Origin of the sequence: Streptomyces sp. NPDC048481 (assembly GCF_043200075.1) — a bacterium.
Classification (GTDB): Bacteria; Actinomycetota; Actinomycetes; order Streptomycetales; family Streptomycetaceae; genus Streptomyces.
The window spans coordinates 716,714-738,893 of record NZ_JBICXC010000002.1 but is presented as its reverse complement, the minus strand read 5'-3'; the positions used below and the strand labels follow the sequence as shown (position 1 = coordinate 738,893).

Below are 22,180 nucleotides of genomic sequence, written 5' to 3'. Positions count from 1 at the left end.
ACGCCCGGCGGGTGTTCGATGGGGGGCTGTGGACCCACAGCCCTCCTCGAACCCCCCGCCCGCCCCGGACCGCAGCGCGCCCCAGGGACCTCGGACCGCCCCGCACCACGCCCCCGCCCCCGACCCCCGGGGCGCCATCGAGACCGTGTTCCGTCTGGAGTATCCGCGCGTGGTCGCGGCCGTCGCCCGCGTCGTGCGGGACGTGGGGATCGCCGAGGAGCTGGCCCAGGACGCGCTGGTGGCGGCACTGGAGCAGTGGCCGCGCGACGGTGTGCCGGACAAGCCCGGGGCCTGGCTCACGGCGGCCGCCCGCCACCGCGCCGTCGACCTGGTCCGCCGCCGCGAGAACTACGCCCGCAAGCTCCAGGAGATCGGCCGCGACCTGCCCGCCGCGACCGCCCTGCCCGAGGAGCCCGCGGATCCCGACGACATCGACGACGACCTGCTCAGGCTCGTCTTCACCGCCTGCCACCCGGTGCTGTCCGCAGAGGCCCGCACCGCCCTCACGCTGCGACTGCTCGGCGGCCTGAGCACGCCCGAGATCGCCCGCGCCTTCCTGGTCCCCGAGCCGACCGTGGCCCAGCGCATCGTCCGCGCGAAGAAGACCCTGGCCACCAGGAACGTCGCCTTCGAGGTGCCGTACGGCCCCGACCGCGAGGCCCGGCTCGGCTCGGTCCTGGACGTGATCTACCTGATCTTCAACGAGGGGTACGCGGCCACCGCCGGCGACGACTGGCTGCGCCCGGCGCTGTGCGAGGACGCGCTGCGGCTGGCCCGGCAGCTGGCGGCCCTGATGCCGAAGGAGCCCGAGGTCCACGCGCTGGCCGCGCTCCTGGAGTTCCAGGCGTCCCGCGCCCCCGCACGTACGGCCCCCGACGGCTCGCCCGTCCTGCTGCGGGACCAGGACCGCCGCCGCTGGGACAGGAGGCTCCTCGCCCGGGGCGTCGCCGCCCTGGAACGGGCCGGCGCCGCGCAGTCCGGCCGGGCCCCCGGCCCCTACGCTCTCCAGGCCGCCGTGGCCGCCTGTCACGCGCACGCCCCGGCCTACGAGGACACCGACTGGGCGGCCATCGCCACCCTGTACGGCCTGCTGGCCGCCCGCGCCCCGTCCCCGGTCGTCGAGCTCAACCGTGCCGTGGCCGTGTCGATGGCCGACGGACCGGCGCCCGCACTGGAGATCGTCGACGGCCTCGCCGGCGAGCCGTCCCTGAGCGGGTACCACCTCCTGCCCAGCGTCCGCGGCGACCTGCTGCTGCGTCTGGGCCGCCCGGCGGAGGCCGCGGCCGAGTTCGAGCGCGCGGCGGGGCTGACGGCCAACGAACGCGAGCGGGACCTGCTGCTGACGCGGGCGGCGGACTGCCGGGGCCGGTAGCGGCGGACCGCCCGGGGAAGGGGCAGTGACTTCCCGGGGCGGGAGCGGGGAACGGCCCGGGGCGGGAACGGCGCTTGACCATCCGTTCACTCGTAACTCTGTTCTCTCTCAGGGCAGTTGAGCGCTACTGTGGCGAGGCCGCTGTGAGAGGGCTGTGCGGTCGGCCCCGGACCGGGGGACTTTCCGGGACGCCGGCCCCGCCCGCTCGCGCGCGCTTCTGACGACATGTGACCGGGGGGTCCACAACTTGAGATCGTTCATGCGCCGCCGTGCCGCGGCGCTCGCCACCGCTGCGGTGCTCGCCGCGATGGGGTCGCTGGCCACCGCGCCGGGCGCCGCCGCAGACGACGCCGGGCCGTGGCCCGGAACCGAGGGAGCCGTCCTGACCGACGGCGGCACCCTGACCAATCCGACCACCGGCACGGTGCTCCACGTCCCGAACGTGGGAGCCCACGCCGCCTGGGCGCCGGACGGCAGCCGCATCGTCTCCGCCTGGCGCAGCGTCCGCCCCGACGGCTCCGACAAGCTCGCGCTGCCACCGGCGCAGGGCATGCGCACGACCCCGTCCTACCAGGACCTGACGTTCTGGTGGGGCGGCCGCTACATCGTCTTCTCCAGCGGCGGCCAGCTCGCCTACGGCCTCTCCGACGGCTCGGGGGCGCCCGGCCCGCTGCTGCCGGAGAGCCTGGAGCCGGCCGGCGTCTGCGACACCGACCCGACGGTGAACCCGCAGGGCCAGGTCGCGTTCGAGCGCGGCGCCCAGGGCTGCCGCGACCACGGGGGCGTCTTCGTCTACGACCCGGCGGCCAGGACCGTCCAGCGCGTCCTGACCGACGCCGGACAGCCCGCCTACTCGCCCGACGGCACCCGACTGGCCTTCGTGCGCAAGGTCGACGGCGCGCCGCAGATCTTCACCGCGAACGCCGACGGCACCGACGTCCGGCAGCGCACCAGCGGGCCCCGGCGGTTCGCCAACCCGTCCTGGTCGCCGACCGGCGCCCGCATCGTCTTCGACGCCCACACCTCGACGCAGGCCGACGACGTGCACACCACGGAGTACGTCGACCTGTCCACCGGCGAGCTGACCAGGGTCGGGGACCGGGCGGCGGGCAGCAACCCCAGCTGGCAGCCGCTGCGCAAGAACGGCGTCGGCCGCGTCTGGGGCGCCGACGCCTACTCCACCAACATCGCGTCCTCCCGCTGGACCTGGAACACCGTGGGCCAGAACGTGCCGGGCCTGATGAACGCCAAGTCCGCGGTGCTCGTCAACCGGGACGACCCGGCGTACGCCCTCACCGCGCCCGCCCTGGCCGGCAAGAAGCGGGGGCCGGTGCTGATGACCCCGAAGACCGGGCTGTCCGCGCCCGTCAGGCGGGAGCTGAAGCGGGCGGTGCGGCCAGGTTCGACCGTGTACCTGGTGGGCGGCACCGCCGTCCTCAACGGTCCGGTCGCCACCCAGCTGAAGACGCTCGGCTACGCGGTGAAGCGGCTGTCCGGCGCGGACCGCTACGCGACCTCGGTGGCCGTGGCGAAGGCCATCGCCCCGAGCCCGAAGTACGTGTTCCTGGCCGGCGGTTCCGAGTACCGGGCGGCCCTGTCGGCGGCCTCGGCGGCCGGCGCGGACGGCGCGAACGCCGCCGGCGGCGTCGTGCTCACCAACGGCAAGACCCTCACCGCGCCGGTGAAGGCGTACCTCAACAGCTTGAACCCGGACCGGACCGCGATCATCACGGTGGGTGCGGCGGCCGAGTACGCGCTTCTCCACGGGAGTTATTCGCGGTGGCCGTCGACGTACTCGTACTACCCGATCACGGGCGGCACGGACGCGGCGATCTCGGTGGCCATCGCGAAGTTCTGGTGGGCGGCGCCCGGTCAGACGGCCCTCGCCCACACCGGCGCCTGGCGCGACGGGGTCTCCGCGGCAGCGGCGATGAACGTGTTCGGGCCCCTGCTGTGGACGGCCCGGCCCGCCCTGTCGAGCGAGATCGGAGGCTACCTGCGGCGGGAGGCGGCGAGCGTGGACTTCACGGCGGCCTTCGGCCCGACCGGCGGGGTCACGGGAACGGAGCTGAACACGGTGGGCGCCGCGATCAGCGCGGGCGGCAGGTACTTCGAGTACAGCCCGTACTACGACGGCGTCATCCCGCCGCGCGCGGGGCAGAGCGCCCTCGCGCAGGCGGTCGACGGCGGCCGGGCCGCCGGGGGACCCGCCGCTGCGGCGCCGCGCCCAGGGCCGGCCGGCGCGCGGCCGGACCTGGCGTCGCTCAGGACGCTCCACCGGCAGTAGCGGCCGGCCCGGCGGGGGCGCCGACGAGCATCGTCGGCGCCCCCGCCACGCGGGTCAGGAAGACCGTCGCCGAGTGCGGCCCGCGGTCCTTGGAGAGCACCTTGCGGCGCAGCTCCTCCGGCTCGACCGCCGAGCCCCGCTTCTTCACGGTCAGGATCCCGACCCCGCGCTCCCGCAGCAGAGCCTTCAGCTTCTTGACGTTGAAGGGAAGCCGGTCGGTGATCTCGTAGGCGGTGGCGTACGGGGTGGGGAGCAGGGCGTCGGCGGTGACGTAGGCGATGGTCTCGTCGATCAGCCCGCCGCCGACCTCCCGGGCCACGTCGGCGACCAGATGGGCGCGGACCACCGCGCCGTCGGGCTCGTACAGGTACCTGCCGACCGGCCGCACGCGCGGGTCGGGCAGACCGCCGCCGAGCAGCGTGCGCGGCCCCGGCAGCAGGGTGGCCCGTACGGCTCCGGGCTCGCCGGCGCCGAACCACAGCACCGCCTCCTTCACGTCTCCGCCGTCCGAGATCCACTCGGCCTCGGCCTCGGCCGGGATCGCCTCGTGCGGTACGCCGGGCGCGATCTTCAGGGCGGCGCGGGGCGCGGCGAGGGCGGCTCCGACCGCCCAGGACAGCGGCGGCGAGTAGGCCTCGGGGTCGAAGACGCGTCCGCGTCCGCCCCGGCGCGCGGGGTCGACGAACACGGCGTCACAGCCGCCGGTGTCCACCTCGGTGACGTCCGCCTCGCGCACCTCGATCAGCTCGCCCAGCCCCAGCGCCTCGGCGTTGAACCGCGCCGCCTGGGCGGTGACCGGGTCCCGGTCCACGGCCAGCACCCGGATCCCGGCGCGGGCGAACGCGATCGCGTCGCCGCCGATCCCGCAGCACAGGTCGGCGACGCTGGCCACGCCGAGCGCCCGCATCCGCGCGGCCCGGTAGCCGGCGACGGAGGCCCGCGTCGACTGCTCCACGCCGTTCGCCGTGAAGAACATGCGGTCCGCGTCCTCGGCCCCGAACTTCACGGCCGCCCGCCGGCGCAGCCCGGCCTGGCCGATGGCCGCCGACACCAGGGCGGCGGGGTGCTCGCGGCGCAGCCGGGTGGCGACGGCGAGTTCGTCGGCGGGCGCGATGCCGCGCACCGCGTCGAGGAGGGCCTGGCCTTCGGCGGTGAGCAGCGGAGCGAGGTCGTTCACCCCGCCATTGTCGGCCAAGGGCCCGCCCCGCCGGTCACGGGGTTCAGGCGCCGGGCGGGGCACGGCCGGCGGCCCCTGTGGGCCAGTCGGTGGACGGTGGGCGTCGTGCGGCGGTGTCGGTCCGGGTTCCCGGACGGCGACTGCGAGGATCCGGCGCCATGGGACCTGTCGTACAAGATGATGACAACCGCGGTTGTTCTCAGAGGCCGCGCCGGTGTGGACGTACGGGAGTCCGGCGGGAGCGCGGCCGTACCGGAATCCGGGGCGCGCTCCTCGTCCTCGCGCTGTCCGCTCTGGCGTCCGGCTGCACGGGCGGGGGCGCCGGCGGCGCGATCCGCCCCGCCCCCGGCCAGCAGGCCCGGAAGGCCGCGCCGCCGCAGGCGCCGCCCGCCCGCGCCCTGCACGCGTACGCCGGCCGGCTCCGCGCCGCCCAGCGGGCCAGGGTCGCCGCGGCGCGGCACTGGGGGCTGCGCAAGGTCCCGCTGACGCCCCCGCCGCCGCCCGCCCGCAAGCCGGAGATCACCACCCGCAAGGGCTTCGAGGTCGACGACCACGAGGAGCTCGGCCTGCCGCCGGTCTTCACCTCGATCCCGACCGACGACAAGGTCGTCTTCCTCACCGTCGACGACGGCGCCGAGAAGGACCCGGCGTTCCTGCGCATGATGAACGAGCTGAAGGTCCCGTACACCGCCTTCCTCAGCGACTACCTGATCAAGGACGACTACGGCTACTTCAAGAAGATGCGCGACCTGGGGGTGAGCCTGAACAACCACACCCTCCACCACCTCTACCTGCCCGGCCTCTCCTACGCCCGCCAGAAGCACGAGATCTGCGGCATGCAGGAGGTGATGCGCAGGCAGTACGGCGAGCGCCCCGCGTACCTCAGGCCGCCGTACGGCGACTACAACCGGGACACCCTGCGGGCGGCGAAGTCCTGCGGCGTGCGCTACGCCCCGCTGTGGGACGAGGAGGTCTTCGTCGACCACTGGGAGTACCGCGAGGAGGACCAGGACCTGCACCCCGGCGACATCGTCCTCACCCACTTCCGCGGCCGCGGCGACTGGAAGGGCACGATGCCCGACATGGTCCGCCGCTTCCTGGACAAGGTCACGGCGAAGGGCTACGCGGTGGCCCGGCTGGAGGACTACCTGTGAGGGCGCGCGCGCTGACGGCCGTCGCGCTGATCCTGGCGGCCCTGACCGGCTGCGCCCAGTCCGTCGACCCGATCGAGCGACTGGGCAGAAAGGCCGCCGGCCGGGTGCACGAGCCCGCCCCGGCCCCCTACCGCAGCTGGGGCCTGACGGCTCCGCCGGCCGCCGCGCCGGCCCACCCCGCCCGCGCCCTGCCCGGCAGCCCGGGAACGGCCCTGCCGCCGGTCCTCGACCACGTCCCCACCCCCGACCGGGTCGTCTTCCTGACCTACGACGACGGCGCCGAGCGCGACCCGCGCTTCGTCGACATGGTCCGCGAACTGCGCCTGCCGGTGAGCATGTTCCTCACCGACAGCGTGGTCGGCCCGGGGTACGCGCACTTCGCCCGGCTCCAGTCGGTCGGCGCGAGCATCCAGAACCACACGCTCGACCACCCGGCCCTGCGCGGTCTGCCGTACTCCGGCCAGCGCGCCGAGATCTGCGGCCAGCAGGACAAGCTGCGTGCCCGGTTCGGCCTGCGCCCGCGCCTCCTCCGTCCGCCCTACGGCGCCTACGACGCCACCACCCGGCGCGCCGCCGCCGACTGCGGCATCGCCGCGCTCGTCCTGTGGCGGGCCGCCATGGGCCCCACGGGTCTCTCCTACTCCCACGGCCCCCACCGCCTCGGCCCCGGCGACGTCATCGCCGTCGCCCCGGACGAGTCGCCGGGACCGTCCCTGCGCGACCGCACGACCCGGCTCCTGCGTCAGGTCCAGGAGCAGGACCTGACGGTGGCCCGCCTGGAGGACTACCTCTGAGCGCGCCCCCGTCACCGGCCGGCGACGACCTCACGCCCGACCGAAATCCCGCCGACGCGCCGCCACCATTGGCACTCCGCTTGACCGAGTGCTAATCGCGGTCATAGTCTCGGCTCTGGCACTCACCACTGGAGAGTGCCAACACAGCGACGGGCAGGTCCGGCACCCGCGACGACGGATCCACCTGGTCGCCACCTCAGACAGTTAACCCCGTGAGATCTCCGAAGGGGGAGGTCGGATCGTGACGACCACCAGCTCCAAGGTTGCCATCAAGCCGCTCGAGGACCGCATCGTGGTCCAGCCGCTCGACGCCGAGCAGACCACCGCCTCTGGCCTGGTCATCCCGGACACCGCGAAGGAGAAGCCCCAGGAGGGCGCCGTCCTCGCGGTCGGTCCGGGTCGCTTCGAGAACGGCGAGCGCCTGCCGCTCGACGTCAAGGTCGGCGACGTCGTCCTGTACAGCAAGTACGGCGGCACCGAGGTGAAGTACAACGGCGAGGAGTACCTCGTCCTCTCGGCTCGCGACGTCCTCGCGATCATCGAGAAGTAATTCACCCAGTTTTGCAGTGAACTGCGCCCCTGGCCCCCGCTACTCCATGCAGCCGGGCGCTGGGGGCGCAGTTCGTTTCTCCCACGCTTTCCGAGAGGGCTGAACCGCTCCCATGGCGAAGATCCTGAAGTTCGACGAGGACGCCCGTCGCGCCCTTGAGCGCGGCGTCAACAAGCTTGCCGACACCGTCAAGGTGACGATCGGCCCCAAGGGCCGCAACGTCGTCATCGACAAGAAGTTCGGCGCACCGACCATCACCAACGACGGCGTCACCATCGCCCGTGAGGTGGAGATCGAGGACCCGTACGAGAACCTCGGCGCCCAGCTGGTGAAGGAGGTGGCGACCAAGACCAACGACATCGCGGGCGACGGTACGACCACCGCCACCGTGCTCGCGCAGGCGCTCGTGCGCGAGGGCCTCAGGAACGTCGCCGCCGGCGCATCCCCGGCCGCCCTGAAGAAGGGCATCGACGCCGCCGTCAAGGCGATCTCCGAGGACCTCCTGGCCACCGCCCGGCCGATCGACGAGAAGTCCGACATCGCCGCCGTCGCCGCGCTGTCCGCCCAGGACCAGCAGGTCGGCGAGCTGATCGCCGAGGCCATGGACAAGGTCGGCAAGGACGGCGTCATCACCGTCGAGGAGTCCAACACCTTCGGTCTGGAGCTGGACTTCACCGAGGGCATGGCCTTCGACAAGGGCTACCTGTCGCCGTACTTCGTGACGGACCAGGAGCGCATGGAGGCCGTCCTCGAGGACCCCTACATCCTCATCAACCAGGGCAAGATCTCCTCGATCGCCGACCTGCTGCCGCTGCTGGAAAAGGTCATCCAGACCAACTCCTCCAAGCCGCTGCTGATCATCGCCGAGGACCTGGAGGGCGAGGCGCTCTCCACCCTCGTCGTCAACAAGATCCGCGGCACCTTCAACGCGGTCGCGGTCAAGGCCCCCGGCTTCGGCGACCGTCGCAAGGCGATGCTCCAGGACATGGCCGTCCTCACCGGCGCCACCGTCATCTCCGAAGAGGTCGGCCTCAAGCTCGACCAGGTCGGCATCGACGTGCTCGGCTCCGCGCGCCGCGTCACCGTCACCAAGGACGACACCACCATCGTCGACGGCGGCGGCAACTCCGAGGACGTCGTGGGCCGCATCGCCCAGATCAAGGCGGAGATCGAGAACACCGACTCCGACTGGGACCGCGAGAAGCTCCAGGAGCGCCTCGCGAAGCTGGCCGGCGGCGTGTGCGTGATCAAGGTCGGCGCCGCCACCGAGGTGGAGCTGAAGGAGAAGAAGCACCGCCTGGAGGACGCCATCTCCGCGACCCGCGCCGCGGTCGAGGAGGGCATCGTCTCCGGTGGCGGTTCCGCTCTCGTCCACGCCGCCAAGGTGCTGGAGGGCGGCCTGGGCAAGACCGGCGACGAGGCGACCGGTGTCGCCGTCGTCCGCCGCGCCGTCGTCGAGCCGCTGCGCTGGATCGCCGAGAACGCGGGCCTCGAGGGCTACGTCATCACCGCCAAGGTGGCCGAGCTGGACAAGGGCCAGGGCTTCAACGCCGCCACCGGCGAGTACGGCGACCTCGTCAAGGCCGGCGTCATCGACCCGGTCAAGGTGACCCGCTCCGCCCTGGAGAACGCCGCCTCCATCGCCTCCCTCCTCCTGACGACCGAGACCCTCGTCGTCGAGAAGAAGGAAGAGGAGGAGCCGGCCGCCGGCGGCCACTCCCACGGCCACTCCCACTGACCCAGGTCAGCCCCCGGCACCAACCGAAGCCCGGCCCCCCGTTCGACGGGGCGCCGGGCTTCGGCGTGTGGGGGGCGAGTGGGCCGAGCCCGTCCCTCGCCGTTGTCAGCGCGGGACGACCCATTGCCCCGTGTTGTTCGCGAATCCGCTGTTCATGGTGAACTGAACCTTGGCGGCCTCCGAAGCCGTCGGAATCTCGAAGGTCACGAGGGCCCGCGCAGAAGCCGCCCGACCGGTACGCCGCGGTCTCACCGTCGTCGGCGGCGAGCAGTCAGGAGCCGTCGTCCTTCGGCGTGCGGGATCTGCCGCTGACACGGGGGGTGCTCGTGCCCGAAGAAGTCCCCGTTCCCTTGACGGAACGGGGACTTCCTCCTTCGCGGGCGGTCTCGGCGGACCTGGGTCTCAGGTCTCCAGCGCGTCCAGTGCACCCAGCTGGTCCATCAGGCCGAGCCGGTCGTACTGCCACCAGCCCTCGACGATCTTTCCGTCCTCACGGCAGCGGAAGACCGTCGTCCCGGTCATCGTGACGTCCCTGCCGGTGGCCGGGATCCCCATGAAGTCGCCCTTGTGGCGGCCGCGCCAGGTCCAGCGGTTGCACACCCGGTCGTCCTGGGCGATCTGGTCGTCGAGCACGAAGGCGAAGTCGAAGCCGGTGCGCCACCCTTCGATCTCCCGCCGCATCGCGTCCATCCCCATGGTGTCCTGCGGGTTGGCGGGATCGTGGTCGTGGTACTCCTCGGCGATCAGCCCGTCGAGCGGGGGCAACCCGCCCCGCGTGCCGATCGTCTCGAAGAACAGCCGTGCCGTCCGCGCGTACAGCTGCTCGTCCCGCACGACGTCGAGATCCGTGAACGTCGGCATCTCGTCGCACAGGGCGACCAGCTCCTGGAAGACCTTTCCCGTCTCGGGGAGGTTGGAGTTGCGCATCGCCTCCTCGTACGACGGGAACTCCACGATCTCGATGAAGTGCGACTCGTCGGAACGGTCCTTGGCGACGACCGCGTGCGTCGCGGTCCGCTTCCCCCGGGTCTGTTCGACCCACATGTCCATCAGCCGGTCCATCTCGTCGAACCGGCTGGTCCTGCAGTCGATGAGCTGTACGAACGTCATGACGCCGCCTCCGGCCCCCCTGGGTCCGGTCCCGTCCCGCCCATTTTCCCACCGGAGCGACCACGTCACCCGTCGACCGCCGCGGGCGTCACTGCGGGCCGTACTTGCGGCCCGTCCTCGAGCTGATCCCGCCCAGCAGGGACCGCGGGGCCACCTTCGCCAGACCCATCAGCACCTTGTAGCGCGGGTCAGGGATCGACAGGGACTTCCCGCGCGCGAGGTCGTCCAGCGCCGCCGCGACCAGCTTGTCCGCGTCCAGCCACATCCAGCCCGGGATGTTGTCCGTGCCCATCCCGGCCCGCTCGTGGAACTCCGTGCGCACGAAACCCGGGCACAGCGCCATCAGCCGCACCCCGCTGCCCGCGAGGTCCTTCGCCACGCCCTGCGTGAACTGCACGACCCACGCCTTGGACGCCCCGTACGTCCCGCGCGGCACGAAGGCCGCCACGGACGCCACGTTGACCACCCCGCCGCGCCCGCGCTCGCGCATCGCCGCCGTCGCCGCGGACGTCAGCCGCAGCACGGCCTCGCAGTGCACCTTGAGCATCTTCAGCTCGTCGGCCATGGACACATCGAGGTAGCGCCCCTTGTTGCCGAAGCCGGCGTTGTTGACCAGCAGGTCGACAGGCTTCCTGCGCTCCCCGAGGCGGGCGGCCACCGCCTCGATGCCCTGGTCCGTGGCGAGGTCGGCGGTCAGCACCTCCGCCTCGACGCCGTGCCGGTCGTGCAACTCGGTCGCCTGCTCGCGCAGCCGCTTGGTGTCCCGCGCCACGAGGACGAGATCATGCCCGTCCGCCGCCAGTCTGCGGGCGAACGCGGCGCCGATGCCCGCGGTCGAACCCGTGATGAGAGCCGTTGTCATGGCGCAAGGTTAGTGACCCGCGGGCCCGGCCCCCGCCCTCTGCACGCGGCCTCCCGAAGGTGAAGACCGCGTGTGCGCCCAACCTGTGAGGGCGGCTCAGCCGCCGTGCTCGGCCGCGTACTTCCGCGCCGCGGCCAGCGACTCCGGATGCAGGGCCGCGCCGGCCGCGAGCAGCCGGGGCAGCAACTCCCGGTGCGTGGTGACGGCCTGGAACTGCATCCGGGCCGTCACGTCGTGGTCCGGCAGGTGGACGATCTCCACCGCGTCCCCGGCGCGGATCTCACCCGGCGCGATCACCCGCAGGTATGCCCCCGTCGCCGCCTTGCGCGTGAACCGCTTCACCCATTGCCTCTCGCCCAGGTGGCCCTGGAAGGTGAGGCACGGTATCCGCCCGGCGCTGACCTCCAGCACGACGTCGGAGCCGATCCGCCAGCGCTCGCCGATCCTCGCGCCCGACACGTCGAGCCCGCGCGTGGTGAGGTTCTCGCCGAACGCGCCGTTGCCCAGCGTGCGCCCCAGCTCGCGCTCCCACTCGTCCAGGTCCTCGCGGGCGAAGGCGTACACCGCCTGGTCGTCGCCGCCGTGATGACGCAGCTCGCACACCGCGTCCCCGGCCAGCCCGCTGCCGCCGACCCCCTTCGGCCCGGGCGCCGAGACCCGCACGGGCCCTTCGACCGGCCGCTTGTCGATGCCGGTCAGCCCCTGCGGCTGGCTGGTGTACGCGACGGCCTCGGGGCGGCCCAGATTCACAGACAGAAGCCTCATGACGGCACGGTAGGCGATCCGACGTCAAAGTGTCGACGCAGTATTCGCGCGGTCACCCAAGGGTCCCTTATGCTCGACGGATGATCGAGGCCCGTCATCTCCGTGTGCTGCGCGCCGTGGCCGCCACCGGCTCCTTCTCCGCGGCCGGGCGCGAGCTGGGCTGCACCCAGCCCGCCGTCAGCCAGCAGATGAAGGCCCTGGAGGCGTCCGTGGGCACGCCGCTGCTGGTCCGCAGCGGCCGCGAGACACGGCTCACGCAGGCGGGCGAGGCCCTCGTCCGGCACGCGGTCGGGATCCTGTCCGGACTGACGGCCGCCGAGGAGGAGGTCGCCGCCATCGCGGGACTGCGCGCGGGCCGGGTCAGGCTGGTCTCCTTCCCGAGCGGCAGCTCCACCCTCGTGCCCACCGCCCTCGCCGCGCTGCGCGCCGCCCATCCCGGCACCCGGGTCTCCCTGGAGGAGGCCGAACCGCCGCGCTCGGTCGAGCTGCTCCGGGAGGGCGACTGCGACATCGCCCTCGCGTTCCGTTACGAGCGCGCCACGGGCGACGGCTCCCTGGCCGGCTCCGCCGAGGGCGAGTGGGACGACCTGGTCGTGCGCCCGTTGCTGACGGACCGCCTGGTCGCGCTCGTGCCCGAGCGGCACCGCCTCGCGCGCGTCGCCTCCGTCTCCATCGACGACCTCGCCGACGAGCCGTGGATCGCCGGCTGCCCGCGGTGCCGGGGCCAGTTGGTGCAGGTGTGCGAGCGCGCGGGCTTCACGCCCCGCATCGACTTCGCGACCGACGACTATCCGGCGGTCGTCGGCCTGGTGGGCGCCGGTCTGGGCGTCGCCGTCCTGCCCGGCCTCGCCGTCGAGTCGGTGCGGCCCCGCGGCGCCCGCGCGGTGGCGCTGGAACCGGCGGTGCGGCGGGAGATCGTCGCGCTCACCCTGCCGGACCTTGCCCACGTGCCGGCGGTGACGGCCACGCTGGAGCAGCTGGGGCGCGCGGCCCTGCGCTGACACCCCGCCACGGCTCGCAAGTCACGCCACGCAAGCCACGTCACGCAAGCCACGGCACGTCGTGGCACGGCACGTCGTGGCACGGAAAAAACGGAGGACACGCGCGTGTGCCCTCCGATCACCCGGTTCCGGGTCGCGTGCGGCCGGCTTTCCTCCGGTCGCTTTCGCAGAAACGTTCCTTCATGTGTTCGATGCGGTGTCTCCCGCGCCTGACGACGCCGACACCAGGCGGTTGCGCGCCCGCCCCATGAGCTCTTCGCGCTCGTCCTCGGTCAACCCGCCCCACACCCCGTACGGCTCGCGCACCGCCAGAGCATGCGCCGCGCACTGCGCGCGGACCGGGCACCTCATGCAGACCTCCTTGGCCGAGTTCTCTCGAGCGCTCCGAGCCGCCCCGCGCTCACCCTCCGGATGGAAGAAGAGCGAACTGTCCACTCCGCGGCAGGCAGCCAGGAGCTGCCAGTCCCACAGATCCGCGTTCGGTCCGGGAAGGCGGGAGAAATCTGCCATTGCGTGACCCCTTGTAGCCGTTCTGAGCGGATACGGTGCCCACGACCGTACAACTACGATCTAAGGAGATGAAAATATGACTCATTGCGAATCTAGCCTCAGACACCAGCAAAAGGGAAGAAATAGGGCCGAATGGGGCACTGGTTGTGATGAAAGCTTGAGGGTCCGTGTGGCTGACTCCTCTGTGTCCGGCCCCTCACGTAGAGTGCCGAAGAATGCACGCGGCCCCGTAACTCTTTCGAGTGACCGTCGTTGAGAGTGCGGTGGCGGTTGGAAACACAAAACGCTCGGGCAGGCGTCCGAGACGGTCGACCGCACAGGTGACGATTCGTACCAGCCTGGAGGCACAAGGTGACGCGCATCAGCTGCGGAGGGCGGCCATGACTTCCGTCCTCGTCTGCGACGACTCCCCGCTTGCCCGAGAGGCGCTTCGCCGCGCGGTCGCGACCGTGCCCGGCGTCGAGCGCGTGACGACGGCGGCCAACGGCGAGGAGGTGCTCCGCCGCTGGGGCGCCGACCGCTCGGACCTGATTCTGATGGACGTGCGCATGCCCGGACTGGGCGGCGTCGAGACCGTACGGCGGCTGCTGTCCGCCGACCCCGGGGCGCGCATCATCATGCTGACCGTCGCCGAGGACCTCGACGGCGTCGCCCTCGCGGTCGCCGCCGGCGCCCGGGGCTATCTGCACAAGGACGCCTCGCGGGCGGAGCTGCGCGCGACCGTCACCCAGGCGCTCGCCGACCCGACCTGGCGGCTCGCCCCGCGCCGGCTGCGGTCGGCCGAGATGGGCGCGGCCCCCACGCTCACCGCGCGGGAGATCCAGGTGCTCGAAGGCATGAGCCACGGCCGCTCCAACGCGGAGATCGGCCGTGAGCTGTTCCTCTCCGAGGACACGGTCAAGACGCACGCCCGACGGCTGTTCAAGAAGCTCGGCGCCTCGGACCGGGCGCACGCGGTGGCGCTCGGATTCCGCTGGGGACTCGTCCGCTAGGACGGACCGGGCGCAGGAGCCGTCGGCCGTGCCGTCGCCCGCGGCCCCGGAGTGTTCCGGGGCGGGGCGGGCCTGGGCCGTCCGGCGGATCGCACCGGTTCGGGGTGACATCGGTCATTCATCGAGGAGAGCGGGCTGATGGGCGAACCTCCCTGCTCAGAGGCGGTTCCCGGGCCCGCCGAGAGCTCCCGGCGGCACACGGCGGACGGGAGCGGCACCGGGTCCCGGCGCCCGCCCGCTGCTCGTTTCGCCGCGGATGCCGCATCCTTGAGGTGTGGAGTTCCTCGGGGACGAGTCGGTCGAGCGGAAGGGGAGGGCGCAGGGGATGAGTGCCGGCGCACCTGCTCATAACGCTTCGGTGCACAACGACGGGCACGGTGCCGCGGCCGGTCCGGCCGCAGTGCACCATGGACCGATGCGCGACGACGAGGCGGTCACTGCCGTGGGGACGATCGGAGGCCTCGTCCATCGCGCTGTGGACGGCGACGAGCAGGCCACGCACGACCTGCTGGCCCACGTCCACCCGCTCGCGCTGCGCTACTGCCGCACCCGGTTGTCCCGGCTTCCCGGCGACGCCCGTCACTTCGTGGAGGACCTCGCCCAGGAGGTCTGCGTCGCGGTCCTGCTCGCTCTGCCCCGCTACCGGGACACCGGCAGGCCCTTCGAGGCCTTCGTCTTCGCCATCGCCGCCCACAAGGTCGCGGACCTCCAGCGGGCCGCGATGCGCCATCCGGGCTCGACGGCGGTCCCGTCCGACGAGATGCCCGAACGGCCCGACGACTCGCTCGGCCCCGAGGAGCGCGCCCTCCTCAGCAGCGACGCCGAATGGGCGAAGAAGCTCATGGCCAACCTGCCCGAGAACCAGCGCGAACTGCTCCTGCTGCGCATCGCCGTGGGGCTCACCGCCGAGGAGACCGGCCAGATGTTGGGAATGTCACCCGGAGCGGTCCGCGTGGCCCAGCACCGGGCCCTCAGCAGACTGCGGGCGCTCGCCGAGCAGTGACGCACCCCCGTGGCCGCGCCCGTGAACGCGTCCGCTGAACGGCCCGGCTGCCGCTCCCGTACGAACATACGAAGCCCGCACTCGCACGCGACCGTGGAATTCGGGCGGTGCGCTTCCCGTTAGCATGGACATCCGCACCGATCAAGGCCATTTGGGGAAGGTGTCATGACTGCCAACGTCGACGGAGTGCCCGCCAAATTCGCGACCCTCGGGCTCACCTACGACGACGTGCTGCTGCTGCCGGGCGCATCCGAGGTGCTCCCCAACGCGGTCGACACCTCGTCCCGCATCTCCCGCAACGTCCGGGTCAACATCCCGCTGCTGTCGGCGGCGATGGACAAGGTGACCGAGTCCCGCATGGCCATCGCGATGGCCCGCCAGGGCGGTGTCGGCGTGCTGCACCGCAACCTGTCCATCGAGGACCAGGTCAACCAGGTCGACCTCGTGAAGCGCTCCGAGTCCGGCATGGTCACCGACCCGATCACGGTGCACCCCGACGCGACGCTGGCCGAGGCCGACGCCCTGTGCGCCAAGTTCCGCATCAGCGGCGTGCCGGTCACCGACGGCGGCGGCAAGCTGCTCGGCATCGTCACCAACCGCGACATGGCCTTCGAGACCGACCGTTCGCGCCAGGTGCGCGAGGTCATGACGCCGATGCCGCTGGTCACCGGCAAGGTGGGCATCTCCGGCGTCGAGGCCATGGAGCTGCTGCGCCGCCACAAGATCGAGAAGCTTCCCCTGGTCGACGAGGCGGGCGCCCTCAAGGGCCTCATCACCGTCAAGGACTTCGTCAAGGCCGAGAAGTACCCCCTGGCCGCCAAGGACGCCGAGGGCAGGCTGCTCGTCGGCGCGGCCGTCGGCGCCAGCCCCGAGGCGCTGGAGCGCGCTCAGGCCCTCGCCGAGGCGGGCGTGGACTTCCTGGTCGTCGACACCTCGCACGGCCACAACAGCAACGCCCTCAGCTGGATGTCGAAGATCAAGTCGAGTGTGCGCGTCGACGTGATCGGCGGCAACGTCGCCACCCGTGACGGCGCCCAGGCCCTGATCGACGCGGGCGTGGACGGCATCAAGGTCGGCGTCGGGCCCGGCTCGATCTGCACCACGCGCGTGGTCGCCGGCATCGGCGTCCCGCAGGTCACCGCGATCTACGAGGCCTCCCTCGCGGCCCGTCCGGCGGGCATCCCGCTGATCGGCGACGGCGGCCTTCAGTACTCCGGCGACATCGGCAAGGCGCTCGCCGCCGGCGCCGACACGGTGATGCTGGGCAGCCTCCTCGCGGGCTGCGAGGAGTCGCCGGGCGAGTTGCAGTTCATCAACGGCAAGCAGTTCAAGTCGTACCGCGGCATGGGCTCGCTGGGCGCCATGCAGTCGCGCGGCCAGGCCAGGTCGTACTCCAAGGACCGCTACTTCCAGGCGGAGGTCGCGGCCGACGACAAGCTCGTGCCCGAGGGCATCGAGGGCCAGGTGCCCTACCGCGGCCCGCTCGGCAACGTCCTGCACCAGCTCGTCGGCGGTCTGCGCCAGACCATGGGCTACGTGGGCGCCGCCACCATCCAGGAGATGGAGAGCAAGGGCCGCTTCGTGCGGATCACCTCCGCCGGCCTCAAGGAGAGCCACCCGCACGACATCCAGATGACGGTCGAGGCGCCGAACTACAGCAGCAAGTAGACGCCGCGCGCGTGGGTCACCGCGACGAGGGCGGTCCCGGGGCATCCGGGGCCGCCCTCGTCGTACCCGTCGGCGATACTGGAAGACGCTGAACGCATCAGGGAAAGGCCACAAACGTGACTGAGATCGAGATCGGGCGCGGCAAGCGCGGCCGCCGGGCGTACGCCTTCGACGACATCGCCGTCGTCCCCAGCCGCCGTACGCGGGACCCGAAGGAGGTCTCGATCGCCTGGCAGATCGACGCCTACCGCTTCGAGCTGCCCTTCCTGGCCGCTCCCATGGACTCGGTCGTCTCCCCGGCCACCGCGATCCGCATCGGCGAGCTGGGCGGCCTGGGCGTACTGAACCTCGAAGGCCTGTGGACCCGCCACGAGGACCCGGAGCCGCTGCTCGACGAGATCGTCGGCCTGCCCGTGGAGGCGGCCACCCGGCGCCTCCAGGAGATCTACGCGGCCCCCATCAAGGAGGAGCTGATCGGGCAGCGCATCAAGGAGGTGCGCGACTCGGGCGTGGTCACCGCCGCCGCGCTCTCCCCGCAGCGCACGGCCCAGTTCTCCAAGGCCGTCGTCGACGCGGGCGTGGACATCTTCGTCATCCGCGGCACGACCGTCTCGGCGGAGCACGTGTCCGGCTCGCACGAGCCGCTGAACCTGAAGCAGTTCATCTACGAGCTCGACGTCCCGGTGATCGTCGGCGGCTGCGCCACCTACACCGCGGCCCTGCACCTGATGCGCACGGGCGCGGCGGGCGTCCTCGTCGGCTTCGGCGGCGGCGCGGCGCACACCACGCGCAACGTGCTGGGCATCCAGGTCCCGATGGCGACGGCCGTCGCCGACGTGGCCGCGGCCCGCCGCGACTACATGGACGAGTCCGGCGGCCGGTACGTGCACGTGATCGCGGACGGCGGCGTCGGCTGGTCGGGCGACCTGCCCAAGGCGATCGCCTGCGGCGCCGACTCGGTGATGATGGGCTCCCCGCTGGCCCGCGCGACCGACGCGCCCGGACGCGGCCACCACTGGGGCATGGAGGCCGTCAACGAGGAGCTGCCGCGCGGCAAGAAGGTCGACCTCGGCACGGTCGGCACCATCGAGGAGGTCCTCACGGGCCCCTCGCACACGCCCGACGGCTCGATGAACTTCTTCGGCGCCCTGCGCCGCGCCATGGCCACCACCGGCTACAGCGAGCTGAAGGAGTTCCAGCGCGTGGAGGTCACGGTGGCGGACTCGGTCCACCGCCGCTGACCCCCGGCGATCCGTACGACCGCGGAAGGGGCCGGTTCCTCACCCGAGTGAGGCGCCGGCCCCTTCCGCGTTTCCCGGACCGCGCGGACGGCCGGGGCGTGTGACGCATGGTTCGTGTGACGTGGTTCGTGGGGCGCGCGGAGGCCGTGTACGCCCCTGGTTCACAACCGGTGCGCCGCCCCGGTGGGAGTCGCCCCCCGCGTGTCCAGGAGGAGCTGCGCCTTCACCGACAGGCCCTGGAGGTCGTACGTGCGGTGCTGCTGGAGGAGGATCGTGAGGTCGGCGTCGGCGGCGGCCTCGTAGAGGGAGTCGGCGCGGGGCACGGGGCGGTCCAGGACGCTCCAGGACGGGATGTGCGGGTCGTTGTAGCTGACGGCCGCGCCCAGCTCCATGAGGCGGGTCGCGATCTCGCGGGCCGGGGTGTTCTGCTGGTCGGCGAGGTCGGGTTTGTAGGTGACGCCGAGCAGCAGCACGCGCGCGCCCCGGGCCGATTTGCCGTGCTCGTTGAGGAGGGCGGCGGCCCGCTGGACGACGTAGCGGGGCATGCGGCTGTTGACCTGCTGGGCGAGTTCGACCATGCGCAGCGGGCTGCCGGGCCGGCCGGTGCGGTCCAGGGCGACGGAGTGGCCGCCGACGCCGGGGCCGGGGCGGAAGGCCTCGAAGCCGAAGGGCTTGGTCTCGGCGCAGCGGACGACGTCCCAGAGGTCGACGCCCAGGTCGTGGCAGAGGACGGCCATCTCGTTGACGAGGGCGATGTTGACGTGCCGGAAGTTGGTTTCCAGGAGCTGCACCGTCTCGGCTTCGCGCAGGCCACGCGCGCGTACGACTTTGTCGGTCAGCCTGCTGTAGAAGGCGGCGGCGGACTCGGTGCAGGCGGGGGTGAGCCCGCCGATGACCTTCGGGGTGTTCGCCGGGGTGAAGGCGCGGCTGCCGGGGTCGACCCGGCTGGGGGAGTAGGCGAGGTGGAAGTCGCGCCCCGCGCGCAGTCCGGACGTCTCCTCCAGCAGCGGCCGCAGGAAGTCCCCGGTGGCTCCGGGCTGCACGGGGGACTCCAGGATCACGGTGGTGTGCGGGCGCAGGTGCCCGGCGAGGGTGCGGGCCGCCGCCTCCACCTGGCTGAGGTCGAGTCCGCCGTCCGCGCCGCGTGAGGTGGGCGCGCAGATGACGGCGGTCCGTACCCGTCCCAGCTCGGCCGGGTCGGTGGCGGGCCGGAAACCCCCCGAGAGCATCCGGCGCAGTTCGGCGGGGCTGAGGGAGCCGGCCTCGGGACCGGTGCGGTAGCCGAGGGTGGGGATGCCGGCGGCGACGGCCGCCTGGGCCAGGGGCAGGCCGAGCGGGCCGAGTCCGATGACGGCGAGATCTGCGGGCATGGCGTATGCCGTCCTTCCCAGTAACCGAGGTGGGACAGGTGCGCAAGCCCGGTGGACAGGATGGGCGAGCGCAATGTCAGACTAGGAGTAAATATGACCGTTATGCGGGATTGATCGATTGTGTTGGCGGGCCCGTGTCGGTCGAAGGGCCTGACGGTCCCGACGGTGTCGCCCGGTCGCCGTGCCGTGGCGGCCCCGCCCCGCACGGGACGTCGGGGCCCGTGACCCGCCGGTGCCCTCCCGCGCCGCCGCGGCGGCGGGGCCGACCGGGGCGTCCGGGTCCCGCGAGGTTGTCCACAGGCTGTGGGCTGTGGTGGCTGATGTCGGGCATCAAGGTCAGAATTTGGGCATGAGGGATAGGAACCGGGTCGCGCCCTGACGGGGTGCGGCCGGCGCGACCGACAGCGGGAGGCAGCGGTGAGGACAGCGACACTGGGGCCGGCACAACGAGCAGAGTCACTGGCGGCCATGGCCGAGCGCGAACTGGACGTGCTGGTGGTGGGCAGCGGCGTGGTCGGCGCGGGCACCGCCCTGGACGCGGTGACGCGCGGCCTGTCCACCGGGCTGGTCGAGGCGCGCGACTGGGCGTCGGGCACGTCGAGCAGGTCGAGCAAGCTCATCCACGGCGGTCTGCGCTATCTGGAGATGCTGGACTTCGCCCTGGTGCGCGAGGCGCTCAAGGAACGCGGCCTGCTGCTGGAGCGGCTCGCTCCGCACCTCGTCAAGCCCGTGCCCTTCCTGTATCCGCTCCAGCACAAGGGCTGGGAGCGGCTGTACGCGGGATCGGGCGTCGCGCTCTACGACGCGATGTCCATGGCCCGCGGACACGGCCGGGGCCTGCCGACGCACCGTCACCTGAGCCGCCGCCACGCCCTGCGCGTGGCCCCGGCCTTGAAGAAGGACGCGCTGGTCGGCGCGCTCCAGTACTACGACGCGCAGATGGACGACGCCCGCTTCGTCACCACCTTGGTGCGCACCGCGGTGTCCTACGGGGCCAAGGCGGCCAACCGCGCGCGGGTGACCGGCTTTCTGCGCGAGGGCGAGCGCGTCGTAGGCGCACGGGTGCAGGACGTCGAGGGAGGCGGGGAGTACGAGGTCCGCGCCCGGCAGATCGTCAACGCCACCGGTGTGTGGACCGACGACACCCAGGCGATGGTCGGCGAGCGCGGCCAGTTCCACGTGCGCGCCTCCAAGGGCATCCACCTCGTCGTCCCCCGGGACCGCATCAGCTCCTCCACGGGGCTCATCCTGCGCACCGAGAAGTCCGTGCTGTTCGTGATCCCGTGGGGCAGGCACTGGATCGTCGGCACGACCGACACCGACTGGGACCTCGACAAGGCCCACCCGGCGGCCTCCAGCGCCGATATCGACTACCTCCTCGAGCATGTGAACTCGGTACTCGCGGTGCCGTTGACCAGGGACGACGTCGAAGGCGTGTACGCGGGCCTGCGGCCGCTGCTGGCCGGCGAGTCCGACGCCACCAGCAAGCTCTCCCGCGAGCACACCGTCGCGCACCCGGTGCCCGGGCTGGTCGTCGTGGCGGGCGGCAAGTACACGACGTACCGCGTGATGGCGAAGGACGCCGTCGACGAGGCGGTCCGCGGTCTCGACCAGCGCGTGGCCGACTGCGTCACCGAGGACGTGCCGCTGCTGGGCGCGGAGGGCTACCGGGCGCTGTGGAACGCGCGGGCGCGGATCGCGGCCCGGACTGGTCTGCACGTGGTGCGGGTGGAGCATCTGCTCAACCGGTTCGGGTCGATGGCGGAGGAGGTGCTGCAACTCGTCGTGGAGGACCCGTCGCTGGGCGAGCCGCTCCAGTACGCCGACGACTATCTGCGCGCCGAGATCGTCTACGCCGCCTCGCACGAGGGCGCGCGGCACCTGGACGACGTGCTCACCCGCCGTACGCGCATCTCTATCGAGACGTTCGACCGCGGCGCCCGCAGCGCCCGGGAGGCCGCCGAACTGATGGCGCCGGTCCTCGGCTGGGACAAGGCGCGGATCGAACGCGAGGTCGAGCACTACGAGAAGCGGGTGGAGGCCGAGCGCGAGTCGCAGCGCCAGCCCGACGACCTGACGGCGGACGCGGCCCGGCTGGGAGCCCCGGACATCGTGCCGCTCTGACGGTTTCCCGCCCCGCCCCGTCGGGCCTCTTCCCGGCTCGGCGACGGCCTGTGCGGGCGGTGTCGGGTCTCAATGCCGTTCCGGTCTCGGACCGTCCTCGTGATCCGGGCGACCGCGCCGGGATTCCGCCCCGGGCGTTTCACTCGAACGGGTGTGACGCACCGGGATCTCCGTTCGGATCCGGGGCGTTGTACGGGGTGCGAGGACGGAACTCGGCGGCGGGCAGGGCCGGTTCGGGGCCCGGTGCCGTCATCGCCGTCGGGTCCGCCGGGAGCGGGAGGGCGCCCGGCCGTGCGGCACCGCGGTGCCGGACGGGCCGGATTCTCCTTCCTTGTCGCGCTCTTCGGCCGGAGCGTGGTGCACCTTCTGGCCGGAATGCGTCCCCCGCGGGGTGTGTAGGGGAGGCGATGAGGGGCACCCTGGGCGTCAGGCACTTGTCGGGTGAGGGACAATGGAGGCTCT

The 22,180-nt window shown here is 72.4% G+C and carries 18 protein-coding genes; 12 read left to right on the top strand and 6 right to left on the bottom strand.

Annotated features, from left to right (window positions below; genetic code table 11):
- Positions 1-28: 28 nt before the first annotated feature.
- Both ACGFSH_RS09410 and ACGFSH_RS09405 read left to right on the top strand, forming a co-directional pair.
- The gene (locus tag ACGFSH_RS09410) at positions 29-1,372 is read left to right on the top strand and encodes an RNA polymerase sigma factor (RefSeq protein WP_393346565.1); all 1,344 of its coding nucleotides are present in this window, start codon (positions 29-31) and stop codon (positions 1,370-1,372) included.
- Positions 1,373-1,631: 259 nt separating this feature from the next.
- Positions 1,632-3,659 carry a cell wall-binding repeat-containing protein gene (locus ACGFSH_RS09405; RefSeq protein WP_393346563.1) on the top strand — a complete coding sequence of 676 codons (2,028 nt, stop codon included), beginning with the start codon at positions 1,632-1,634 and terminating at the stop codon, positions 3,657-3,659.
- On the opposite strand, the gene ACGFSH_RS09400 is transcribed toward ACGFSH_RS09405, so the two are convergent.
- Positions 3,637-4,836 carry a methyltransferase domain-containing protein gene (locus ACGFSH_RS09400; RefSeq protein WP_393346561.1) on the bottom strand — a complete coding sequence of 400 codons (1,200 nt, stop codon included), beginning with the start codon at positions 4,834-4,836 and terminating at the stop codon, positions 3,637-3,639. The two genes, ACGFSH_RS09405 and ACGFSH_RS09400, sit on opposite strands and share 23 nt — an antisense overlap.
- Before the next feature lie 158 nt (positions 4,837-4,994).
- Between ACGFSH_RS09400 and ACGFSH_RS09395 the strand changes: the two genes are divergently transcribed.
- The 4 genes from ACGFSH_RS09395 (at position 4,995) to groL (ending at position 9,072) form a co-directional block, all read left to right on the top strand.
- Positions 4,995-5,990, top strand: a complete 996-nt coding sequence (locus ACGFSH_RS09395; protein ID WP_393346559.1) for a polysaccharide deacetylase family protein — start codon at positions 4,995-4,997, stop codon at positions 5,988-5,990.
- The gene (locus tag ACGFSH_RS09390) at positions 5,987-6,784 is read left to right on the top strand and encodes a polysaccharide deacetylase family protein (protein WP_393346557.1); all 798 of its coding nucleotides are present in this window, start codon (positions 5,987-5,989) and stop codon (positions 6,782-6,784) included. The genes ACGFSH_RS09395 and ACGFSH_RS09390 overlap by 4 nt, the downstream gene beginning before the upstream one ends.
- A 241-nt stretch (positions 6,785-7,025) precedes the next feature.
- Entirely contained in the window at positions 7,026-7,334 is a 309-nt protein-coding gene (gene groES, locus ACGFSH_RS09385; protein ID WP_020132158.1) for a co-chaperone GroES, read from the top strand.
- Positions 7,335-7,446: 112 nt separating this feature from the next.
- Positions 7,447-9,072 (top strand): chaperonin GroEL, encoded by a 1,626-nt coding sequence (gene groL / locus ACGFSH_RS09380; protein ID WP_393346555.1) that lies wholly within the window; start codon positions 7,447-7,449, stop codon positions 9,070-9,072.
- A gap of 402 nt (positions 9,073-9,474) precedes the next feature.
- Here groL and ACGFSH_RS09375 read toward each other — a convergent pair whose 3' ends face one another.
- From ACGFSH_RS09375 to ACGFSH_RS09365, 3 genes are all read right to left on the bottom strand, one after another.
- Complete coding sequence (locus tag ACGFSH_RS09375; protein ID WP_393346554.1) at positions 9,475-10,182, bottom strand: ester cyclase; 708 nt, start codon at positions 10,180-10,182, stop codon at positions 9,475-9,477.
- An 88-nt stretch (positions 10,183-10,270) separates the two neighbouring features.
- A complete protein-coding gene (locus ACGFSH_RS09370; protein ID WP_393346552.1) occupies positions 10,271-11,044 on the bottom strand; it encodes an SDR family NAD(P)-dependent oxidoreductase in 774 nt (257 codons plus the stop codon).
- A gap of 96 nt (positions 11,045-11,140) precedes the next feature.
- Positions 11,141-11,809 (bottom strand): MOSC domain-containing protein, encoded by a 669-nt coding sequence (locus ACGFSH_RS09365; RefSeq protein WP_393346550.1) that lies wholly within the window; start codon positions 11,807-11,809, stop codon positions 11,141-11,143.
- 80 nt (positions 11,810-11,889) lie between these two features.
- Between ACGFSH_RS09365 and ACGFSH_RS09360 the strand changes: the two genes are divergently transcribed.
- A complete protein-coding gene (locus tag ACGFSH_RS09360) occupies positions 11,890-12,810 on the top strand; it encodes a LysR family transcriptional regulator (RefSeq protein ID WP_393346548.1) in 921 nt (306 codons plus the stop codon).
- A 180-nt stretch (positions 12,811-12,990) separates the two neighbouring features.
- Here ACGFSH_RS09360 and ACGFSH_RS09355 read toward each other — a convergent pair whose 3' ends face one another.
- Positions 12,991-13,320 (bottom strand): WhiB family transcriptional regulator, encoded by a 330-nt coding sequence (locus ACGFSH_RS09355; RefSeq protein WP_200727482.1) that lies wholly within the window; start codon positions 13,318-13,320, stop codon positions 12,991-12,993.
- A 380-nt stretch (positions 13,321-13,700) separates the two neighbouring features.
- Here ACGFSH_RS09355 and ACGFSH_RS09350 point away from each other — a divergent pair, with 380 nt between their 5' ends.
- The 4 genes from ACGFSH_RS09350 (at position 13,701) to ACGFSH_RS09335 (ending at position 18,224) form a co-directional block, all read left to right on the top strand.
- On the top strand, positions 13,701-14,312 hold the full coding sequence (locus ACGFSH_RS09350; protein WP_003948568.1) for a response regulator transcription factor: 612 nt from the start codon (positions 13,701-13,703) through the stop codon (positions 14,310-14,312).
- 415 nt (positions 14,313-14,727) lie between these two features.
- Positions 14,728-15,315 (top strand): sigma-70 family RNA polymerase sigma factor, encoded by a 588-nt coding sequence (locus ACGFSH_RS09345; RefSeq protein ID WP_329412790.1) that lies wholly within the window; start codon positions 14,728-14,730, stop codon positions 15,313-15,315.
- 165 nt (positions 15,316-15,480) lie between these two features.
- Positions 15,481-16,983 carry an IMP dehydrogenase gene (gene guaB, locus ACGFSH_RS09340; protein WP_393346546.1) on the top strand — a complete coding sequence of 501 codons (1,503 nt, stop codon included), beginning with the start codon at positions 15,481-15,483 and terminating at the stop codon, positions 16,981-16,983.
- Between the two features lie 116 nt (positions 16,984-17,099).
- Positions 17,100-18,224, top strand: a complete 1,125-nt coding sequence (locus ACGFSH_RS09335) for a GuaB3 family IMP dehydrogenase-related protein (RefSeq protein ID WP_351351761.1) — start codon at positions 17,100-17,102, stop codon at positions 18,222-18,224.
- Positions 18,225-18,385: 161 nt separating this feature from the next.
- Here ACGFSH_RS09335 and ACGFSH_RS09330 read toward each other — a convergent pair whose 3' ends face one another.
- Complete coding sequence (locus ACGFSH_RS09330; RefSeq protein ID WP_393346544.1) at positions 18,386-19,594, bottom strand: nucleotide sugar dehydrogenase; 1,209 nt, start codon at positions 19,592-19,594, stop codon at positions 18,386-18,388.
- 417 nt (positions 19,595-20,011) lie between these two features.
- Here ACGFSH_RS09330 and ACGFSH_RS09325 point away from each other — a divergent pair, with 417 nt between their 5' ends.
- Positions 20,012-21,718: a glycerol-3-phosphate dehydrogenase/oxidase gene (locus ACGFSH_RS09325; protein ID WP_393346542.1), complete on the top strand. Its 1,707-nt coding sequence runs from the start codon at positions 20,012-20,014 to the stop codon at positions 21,716-21,718.
- Positions 21,719-22,180 lie beyond the last annotated feature (462 nt).

Coding starts and splice junctions, on each gene's coding strand:
- ACGFSH_RS09330 (WP_393346544.1), bottom strand. CDS start 19,594: ATGCCCGCAGATCTCGCCGTCATCGGACTCGGCCCGCTCGGCCTGCCC.
- guaB (WP_393346546.1), top strand. CDS start 15,481: ATGACTGCCAACGTCGACGGAGTGCCCGCCAAATTCGCGACCCTCGGG.
- ACGFSH_RS09350 (WP_003948568.1), top strand. CDS start 13,701: ATGACTTCCGTCCTCGTCTGCGACGACTCCCCGCTTGCCCGAGAGGCG.
- ACGFSH_RS09405 (WP_393346563.1), top strand. CDS start 1,632: ATGCGCCGCCGTGCCGCGGCGCTCGCCACCGCTGCGGTGCTCGCCGCG.
- ACGFSH_RS09360 (WP_393346548.1), top strand. CDS start 11,890: ATGATCGAGGCCCGTCATCTCCGTGTGCTGCGCGCCGTGGCCGCCACC.
- ACGFSH_RS09375 (WP_393346554.1), bottom strand. CDS start 10,182: ATGACGTTCGTACAGCTCATCGACTGCAGGACCAGCCGGTTCGACGAG.
- ACGFSH_RS09395 (WP_393346559.1), top strand. CDS start 4,995: ATGGGACCTGTCGTACAAGATGATGACAACCGCGGTTGTTCTCAGAGG.
- ACGFSH_RS09365 (WP_393346550.1), bottom strand. CDS start 11,809: ATGAGGCTTCTGTCTGTGAATCTGGGCCGCCCCGAGGCCGTCGCGTAC.
- groL (WP_393346555.1), top strand. CDS start 7,447: ATGGCGAAGATCCTGAAGTTCGACGAGGACGCCCGTCGCGCCCTTGAG.
- ACGFSH_RS09355 (WP_200727482.1), bottom strand. CDS start 13,320: ATGGCAGATTTCTCCCGCCTTCCCGGACCGAACGCGGATCTGTGGGAC.
- ACGFSH_RS09345 (WP_329412790.1), top strand. CDS start 14,728: ATGCGCGACGACGAGGCGGTCACTGCCGTGGGGACGATCGGAGGCCTC.
- ACGFSH_RS09370 (WP_393346552.1), bottom strand. CDS start 11,044: ATGACAACGGCTCTCATCACGGGTTCGACCGCGGGCATCGGCGCCGCG.